Raw genomic sequence first — 8,375 nt, 5'->3', positions numbered from 1 at the left:
CGACCACGGCTCCATCGTCGAATACAAGGGCCAATGGTACGCCTTCTACCACAACAGCAACCTCTCCCACCAGGACTGGCTCCGCTCCGTGTGCGTAGACAAGCTCTATTACAACCCCGATGGCACGATAAAAGTGGTTGTGCAAACCAAGTAAAATGGTTATATTAGGTTACCTAAATACGCGTGCCGCCTCACCGCGCCTTAGCGCCGGCACGCATAGCCCCCTCGAAGAATTTCCCGGTCCCGCTCAGCGGGTACCCGTCCCACGACGTAAGCAACGCCGGCCACCACTGCGGGTCATAGACCCAGGCCAGCCAGCTGATGCCACGTCCTTCGAGGTATTGCGTGATCCGCGTGCCATAGTGCTCCGCCCCGTCCGCTGGGTCCCCGTTTTTAATCTCGAACCCGATTTCCGTCGCAATGACCGGGTATTTAGCCGCGGCAAAACCGAAGTCCTCGTCCCAACGAGGCTCCCAGGGTTGCCCGCGTTTAAAGGGGTAGGGGTGTGTGACATACCCGATGCCGGAGGCGTCGATCGGCTCCTCGTACAGCGGCTGTAAATTATACGCCCAGTCGAAACCCGCGACCAATTCTACGGTCGACGGGTCAAAAGAACGGATCAGCTTGATGAGACGCTCATTGATCTGTTTCCAGCCCTCCCAGGAAGCAGTCCCGAGCTGCCCGTTATACGACGTCGGCTCGTTGAATAATTCATAGAACGCGATCGCGCTGTATTTACCCCCAAAGTGCTGCGCTATGGTCCGCCAAAAGGTATACGTCTCCTGCAGGGACGTATTGTACATCGCGTCCTGGAACAGTTCCGTTTGCAGGTTCCCGATAGAATGCCAGTCGATGTCCGCATACATCCCCAGCTGTCCGCACCAGCTCACCGCCGAGTCCAGCAACACCAGGTACCTGGCCGGCGTCCGCGCCCGCCAAGCCTGCGGGTGCACCGGCAGCCGTATCAGCTGCGCCCCGTACGCGTGCAGCTGCTCGAATAGCCCCCGGTTCCAATGCCCCTGCCGCTCGATCTTGTCCGGGTCCGCGATCGAGACGCCCCTGAAGAGCACGGGCGTCCCGTCAGGCGTGACAAAGCGATTGCCTTTCACCGAGATGCGCGGCAACTCCTGCGCGTGCAACGTCGTAAGCACCGCCGCACCGCCATTGCACGCGGCGAACAGGATCGCCGCCAGCACGTTACGATAGTATTTCATTTACTTTGGGTTGAATGATCCAAACACCGACCGGGAATATAAATGCCGCAATGTACCACGGCCAGACCTCCGAAGTTTTGGCGATACGCCCATATGCAAGGATGTGAACGATGTGCGCAAAAATGATAAAGGAATAGATGTAGGCGACGCCAAAAATTAGTGGTAGTAAGGCATAAACCCCGTATTGAGTTCCCGGGAAAAACGATATATTCACCCAGCCCAGTACTATCCAGCCCAGCGTTGCGGCCGCGAACCGTGGGAACCGGATATACCCCGGCAACAAACCGACGCCGGCCAGGCGATTGTACCCGTAATAACCAACCACGAACATCCACAGGCCGATCAAGGACAATGCAAGCATCTCCACCCGTTCATCTCCGGGTCCGCGGTAGCAGAACATAAGGAAAATAGGTACAAACAGTTGCCAGTGTTTCAGACGGAGTAAGAATCGCATAAGAACGCCTAATTTCGGACGATTCTCCGATTTCGAGGGTTTTTTTAATAAATTGCCCTATGCAAAAGTTAACCTTAACCCTAATCGGCCTCAGCTTGCTGGCCGCAACCCACACGATGGCCGCCCAACCGCCGCATGAAAGCGCCGCGCGCATCTCGAGCGCGCACCACCCCGGCGTCGTCTCGTTCACCTACCGTAACCAGTTCGCCAAGGACGTCCCCGCCACGCTGGACCTGATAAAGTCCCAGGGGATGCGCGACATCGAATTCTCCAGCCTCTTCGGCCAGACGCCGGAAGCGCTGCGGAAAATGCTCGATGCCAGGGGCCTCTACTGCACCTCTTATGGCGTAGACTATGCCGCATTGACTAACAAGACCGCCGACGTGGCCGCCGCCGCAAAGGCCCTGGGCGCGACGTATGTCCGCCTGGCGTGGATACCCCATACCGGTACCTTTACGGTCGACGACGTTCAAAAGGCCGCCGCGGACCTCAATAAAGTAGGCAAGATCCTGAAGGACCAGTACGGGTTACAGCTGATCTACCACAACCACGGCTACGAGTTCGTCCCCGATGGCAACGGCGGCACGCTCTACGACCAACTCATCACCCAAACCGACCCCAACTACGTCAACTTCGAGCTGGACGTCCTCTGGGCCTACTTCCCCGGCCAGGACCCCGCCGCGTTGCTGCACAAATACCCCACCAGATACAAGGCCCTTCACCTGAAAGACCTCAAAGACGGTGTCCCCGGCAACAGCACCGGCGGCACCTCCGGTAACAACGACGTCGTCCTTGGGACCGGCCAGATCGACATGCCCTCGATTATACAAGCAGCCGAAGAAGCCAAAGTAGAACACTACTACATCGAAGACGAAAGCGACCGCTCCGAGGTCCAGGTCCCCCAAAGCATCACCTACCTGGAACAGGCGGAGCTCCCCAACACCCTCACCGAAAAGGAAAAGAAAGAAGGCTGGAAGCTCCTTTTCGACGGCAAGACCAACAAGGGGTGGGTAGGCGCGCATATGGACGCGTTCCCCACCAAAACCGGCGGCTGGATCGTCCAGGACGGGATGATGACCATCCAGAACTCGGGTGGGGAAGAAGCCAAGAACGTCGGCGATATCGTGACCACCGACGAATACGGCGCCTTCGACCTGAGCTTCCAGTTCCGCACGAGCCGGGGCTGTAACAGCGGCGTCAAGTACTTCGTCACCCTCAAGGAACAAACCGGCGGCTCCGCCATCGGTCTCGAATACCAGATCCTCGACGATTCCGTACACCCCGATGCCAAGCTTGGCCGCAACGGCGACCGCACCCTGGCGTCGCTCTACGACCTGATCCCCGCCAACAAGCCGCAGAGCTGCCTCCGCCCGATCGGCGCCTGGAACACCGGCCGTATCGTTGTGTATCCCGACAACCACGTCGAGCATTGGCTCAACGGCGTCATGGTCCTTTCCTACGTCCGCAAGTCGAAGGAATACGAAGACCTCGTCGCCATCAGCAAGTACAAGGTATGGGACCACTTCGGCGAAGCCGACAAGGGACACATCCTGCTCCAGGACCACGGTTTCCACGTGGATTTCCGGAGTATCAAAATCAAGGTCCTGAAATAACACGCCCCGCGCGCCCGCGGACAACGGGTGTATCAAAAGCGAACGCTTTCCGTCGCATAAGGCCATGAATTTCAGCGAGAACGCTTTCGGCACTGCTTTCGCTGCGGAGCAGCAAACCTCCTTTGCATGCTCCGCAGCTACTTCAAGACCGCCCTGCGCTTCCTGAACAAAAACCGCTTCTTTAGCGGTATCAATATCTTCGGGCTTACCGCCGGCACCCTATGTTGTCTGTACATCGTCCTGTACGTGGTCGACCAGTACAGCTACGACCGGCACCACAAGGGAGGCGAAAATATTTACCGGGTAGACCAATTGTCGACCCGGCTGCAAACGGGAGAGACGGAAAAGCATGCGACCACTTCCGCGCCGATCGTGACGGCCATGAAGCAAAATTTTCCGGAGATAGAACAATACACACGGGTAATTCCTTATATCGGGGCGTCCACCCAGCTCCTGCATTATGGTCAAAAGGTGATCACCGAAAAATCGGCCGTCCTCGTCGACTCCACCTTCTTTGACGTCTTCACCTACCATTTCCAGGAGGGCAACGCGGCCACCGCCCTCTCCAGACCGTACTCCGCCGTACTGACACGGAACCTGTCCGACCGGCTTTTCGGGAAGGAAGACCCCGTCGGTAAGACGATAACCGTCGAGAACATCTATGGCAAAACCGACTACATCGTCCGAGCGATCATCGACGAAAGCCTGGGCAAATCCGTCGTGAACCCGCAAATCCTCGTCAACCTGACCGGTAGCTCGCTCGGGGGAGACGCTTTGACCTCGACGGTGTGGACCCGGAACAACTACCTCGGCTCTTTTGTCCGGCTCAGACCCGGCACCGATCCTGACGTCCTGGAAAAAAAGCTGCCCTCGCTTGTCAACCGGGAAGCCGCCGCCCAGTACAAGCAATTCAATATGACGGCCACGCTACACCTCCAGCCATTGACCACGGTGCACACCTCACCCGAATGGAAAGGCCTGGATCTCGTAAAGCCCATCAACCCCGTTTTCCTGAATATCCTGCTGTTGATCGCCTTCCTGATCCAGCTCATCGCCTGTATCAACTTCATGAACCTGTCCACCGCCCGCGCCTCCAAACGCGCCAGGGAGGTCGGCGTGCGTAAGGTGATCGGCGCGGGTAGGGGAGACCTGGTCCGCCAGTTCCTCGGCGAATCGTATATGTTGTCCGTCCTCGGCGTGCTCCTGTCCGTACCCTTGCTGATCCTGCTGCTGCCCTACCTCAACGGCATCACCGGCGCCTCGGTCGACACCGGTCTGCTGGCCAGTCCCCGTCTTTGGGGATTGCTCCTGGCGCTGATGGCCGTTACCGGCCTGGTGGCGGGCAGCTACCCGGCGTTCTATCTTTCCGCTTTCCAGGCGATCAAGGTCATCAAGGGCAACTTCACCAGCCATATCTCCGCCGCCGGTATCCGCCGGTCGCTTGTCGTTTTCCAGTTCGTCCTTTCCATCGTGCTGGTCACCGGTATCGTCGTGATCTACAGCCAGCTCAACTATATCAAGAACAAGGACCTCGGTTTTGACAAAGAACAGAAGATCGTCCTTTCGATCCAGGGGATCGACCCGGACGAGCGCGTTGCCGCGTTTTTGGGCGAGCTCCGCAACGTCGCCGGCGTGCAGGCCGTTACCAACAGCAGCCACTATCTGAGCAGCGGCGCGCCGTTTTTCTCCAATCACTTTTTCCTCCGCGGACAGAGCGACGCGGACCAGCTCTACACCAATTTCGCCATTTCCGATGAGTACTTCGTCAGGGTCAACGGCCTCCACCTGGTCAGCGGCCGCGACTTCGACGCCATCGATTCGAGCAAGTGCCTGATCAACGAGCACTACGCGCGCCAGCTGGGTCTCACCCCCGCCACCGCCGTCGGTGTGCACATTTACGACGACCAGAAAAGGGAGGTCGAGATCGTGGGGGTGATGAAAGACTTCAACTATAACGCCCTCTACGACAACATCGAGAACTTCATGGTCTGGAAACAACAGCCCATCGATTCCCGCTGGCCCATCATCGTGTTGAACGCGAAGACCAGCGACTACCACACGCTACTGGCCATCGTCGAAAGGTTGTGGAAGCATTACGTCCCCGGCGAACCCTTTACCTACACGTTTATGGACCAGGCCGTCCAAAGTCTCTACCAGACCGAGATATCCCTTTCACACATCATCAACGCCTTCACCCTGATGGCGATCCTGATCTCCTGTCTCGGCCTCTTCGGCCTGGCGGCCTTCAGCGCCGAGCAAAGGAGCAAGGAAATAGGCATCCGGAAGGTCCTCGGCGCCTCGGTGACAAACCTCGCCACCCTGCTGTCGCGCGACTTCCTGTTGCTTGTCGCCATTGCCTTCCTGATCGCCGTCCCCGTCTCCTGGTGGGCCATGCACCGCTGGCTCGAGACCTTCGCCTACCGTGTGTCCCTGACCTGGTGGATGTTCGCGCTTTCCGGCGTCCTCTCCGCCTGTATCGCCCTTTTCACCGTGAGCTTCCAAGCCATCCGCGCCGCCCGCGCGAACCCCATCGGGCGCCTCCGCAGCGAATAATGCCCCCCCCCGCGCCGCCGCGCGCCCGCCGCGCAGCCGATCGCCCGCCGCGCAGCCGATCGCCCGCCGCGCGCCCGTCCCGCCGCGGCCCCCCGCTGGCACGCTTTTTTGCGCAACCGGTTGACCCGCTTTTGCTCGGCAAAATCGCGCATATTGCAGGATGCGCACCACTTTCCTGCTCGCCTGCCTCGGCGTTGCCCTGCACGCCGCCGCTCAAAACGATACCACCCGGATACCCCTGGGGGGTAATGCCTGGACGCACAGCGGCCGTATCACAAAGACCGGTCTGGTCGCCGGTTGGAAGGATGCCACCGTGTACTTCCACACCGCGCACACCGGTCAGGTTCACCTGGTGCTCCCCGCCGGCGTCACCGCCATGCTGAACGACGCGGCGCCTCCATTGAACGGCCGCAAGGATTGGACCATCACCGACACCGGTTACCAAAAGGTCACGCTGTCGTCGTCAAACGGCCCTGCCCTACAGGCCCTCTGCATCACCGGCGCCACCGATGCCGCCTTTACCCCCAACGACGAAGGCAACTTCTTCTACTGGGGCCGTCGCGGTCCTTCCGTCCACCTGTCCTATGCGCTCCCGAAGGACGCTCGTATACAATGGTTCTATAACGAGGTGACCGTCCCCGTGGGCCAGGACGTCCAGGGCTCCTACTTCATGGCCGACGGCTTTAACGTGGGTTATTTCGGTATGCAGGTCAATTCCCCTACCGAACGCCACATTCTTTTTTCGGTTTGGAGTCCTTTTAATACGGACGATCCCAAAGCCATCCCTGACAGCCTCCGCATTCGCCTGTTAAGAAAAGGCGACGCCGTCCACGCCGGCGCCTTTGGCAACGAAGGCTCCGGTGGCCAGAGCTACCTCAACTATATGTGGTCGGCCGGCCACACCTATCGCTTCCTGCTCGAAGCCCAACCCGCCGATAGCGACCGCACCGTCTTCACCGCTTGGTTCTATACCCCCGAAGATGGCCGTTGGCGCCTCATCGCCAGCTTCAGCCGCCCCAAGACCCACGCCTGGCTCACCGGCCTCCATTCCTTCCTCGAGAACTTCGACCCCGAAGCGGGCGACAAGACCCGCTATGTCTTGTTCAACCACCAATGGATCGCCGACTCCACCAATCACTGGACCCCGATCCACCGCGCCCGCTTCACCGGCGACAACACCGCCCGCAAGGGCTACCGCCTCGACTACGCCGGCGGCGTGCGGGACGGCGCCTTCTTCCTGAAGAACGCCGGCTTCTTCAGCGACCGCGTACCGTTGGACACCTGGTTCGAGCGCCCCGCGCCCTCCGACGAGGCGCCACCCGCCATCGACTTCGCGAAACTTCCCTAGCCCCTATGATCGACATGCTTTAATACGGGTTCCCGTAATTCCATCCCGTCCATTCCCCACATATTTGCGGGGTATAAAATGAAACAAAATGGATTTCAAGGACGCAATTATACCGATTTGGATGAAAAGAATAAAATGGATGAAAAGCCATTTTTCATTTTCGATCTGAACGACGTCAGGGACAATCAAATCGAAGAATTGAAAAAGTTCCACAAGAACTACTTCAACACGGATACCATCGTATCGACCGCCAGCGAGTTAAAATATGTAAGCCAATTAAAGGCGCTCTTGAATTCAGAGTTCAATAGTCCTTCACAAGATTTTGTAAAACATTTCGCGAAGCACATATATACCGCCGGGATCATTACGCAGAAGATCCTGGATCAATTTACCGAGCTGACAAAGAAGTCGGTTCAGCTTTACATCAATGATCTGATAACGGACAGGTTGAAATTGGCCCTTCAAAAGGAAGAGGCTGACCAGAAGAATGCCATCCCTGCCGAAAATTCAACGGAAACGGAAGAGAAAAATACGATAACCCAAGAGGAAATTGACGCATTCAATATTGTAAAATCCATATTGAGGCGACATGTGCCGTTGAGTAAAATAAAATATAGATACGCGCAATCCTATTTCCCAATAAATTTTGAAGACAACAATAGGAAGCCGATTTGCCGGATTCATATAGGCGGGAGCAAGAAATACATTGGATTATTTAACGAGGATAAGCATGAGACAAAGGTGGAGTTGACCTCACTGGATGATATTTTTAACCATTCGGAGCACTTGATAAGGACCGTAAGTGGATATATTGGGCAAAAGGGGGATCATAGCTCGATCGGAGGAATGGTGGCGGTGAAATAAGGCTCGCTGCCGGGCGTCCAGCGATCCCTTGGAAGCCAGGCGTTCAATACCTATCTTTGGTATGTATGAACATACTCCCCCGATTGCTTTACCTGACCGCGGTCCTCGCCGCCCAAACCGCGACAGCCCAAACCGCGACAGCCCGGCACGACACCATCCCCGGCTACGCCACCCGCATCTCCGGCGAGACCATAGGCTACGGCTCCTACACCCCCATGGCGACCCAGGCCCTGCTCACCCGTGTCAACACCGGCCAGGATACCATCACCTGGGAGACCGAAGCCGTCCCGAAAAATTACAACGGCGACACCGTCTACTTCACCTGGGTA

7 protein-coding genes are annotated in these 8,375 nt (G+C 57.6%); 5 read left to right on the top strand and 2 right to left on the bottom strand.

All coding sequences use genetic code 11. The annotated features are described in order from the left end of the window. Nucleotides 1-191 precede the first annotated feature (191 nt). Complete coding sequence (locus tag VL547_RS18700; protein ID WP_325580743.1) at nt 192-1,214, bottom strand: glycoside hydrolase family 5 protein; 1,023 nt, start codon at nt 1,212-1,214, stop codon at nt 192-194. Continuing rightward, nucleotides 1,198-1,668 (bottom strand): hypothetical protein, encoded by a 471-nt coding sequence (locus tag VL547_RS18695; RefSeq protein WP_325580741.1) that lies wholly within the window; start codon nt 1,666-1,668, stop codon nt 1,198-1,200. The genes VL547_RS18700 and VL547_RS18695 overlap by 17 nt, the downstream gene beginning before the upstream one ends. A 59-nt stretch (nt 1,669-1,727) precedes the next feature. Here VL547_RS18695 and VL547_RS18690 point away from each other — a divergent pair, with 59 nt between their 5' ends. From VL547_RS18690 to VL547_RS18670, 5 genes are all read left to right on the top strand, one after another. After that, nucleotides 1,728-3,281 carry a family 16 glycoside hydrolase gene (locus VL547_RS18690; protein ID WP_325580739.1) on the top strand — a complete coding sequence of 518 codons (1,554 nt, stop codon included), beginning with the start codon at nt 1,728-1,730 and terminating at the stop codon, nt 3,279-3,281. Nucleotides 3,282-3,407: 126 nt separating this feature from the next. Further along, nucleotides 3,408-5,834, top strand: a complete 2,427-nt coding sequence (locus tag VL547_RS18685; RefSeq protein ID WP_325580738.1) for an ABC transporter permease — start codon at nt 3,408-3,410, stop codon at nt 5,832-5,834. Between the two features lie 160 nt (nt 5,835-5,994). Further along, entirely contained in the window at nt 5,995-7,182 is a 1,188-nt protein-coding gene (locus tag VL547_RS18680) for a DUF3472 domain-containing protein (RefSeq protein ID WP_325580736.1), read from the top strand. A gap of 78 nt (nt 7,183-7,260) precedes the next feature. Beyond that, nucleotides 7,261-8,046: a hypothetical protein gene (locus tag VL547_RS18675; protein ID WP_325580734.1), complete on the top strand. Its 786-nt coding sequence runs from the start codon at nt 7,261-7,263 to the stop codon at nt 8,044-8,046. 65 nt (nt 8,047-8,111) lie between these two features. Further along, the coding region (locus VL547_RS18670; protein WP_325580732.1) for a hypothetical protein at nt 8,112-8,375 on the top strand (264 nt) is incomplete at its 3' end.

Source organism: Dinghuibacter sp., from assembly GCF_035492835.1.
GTDB lineage: Bacteria > Bacteroidota > Bacteroidia > Chitinophagales > Chitinophagaceae > Dinghuibacter.
The sequence above is the reverse complement of the archived record's forward strand: the minus strand, read 5'-3'. Positions and strand labels throughout refer to the sequence as shown.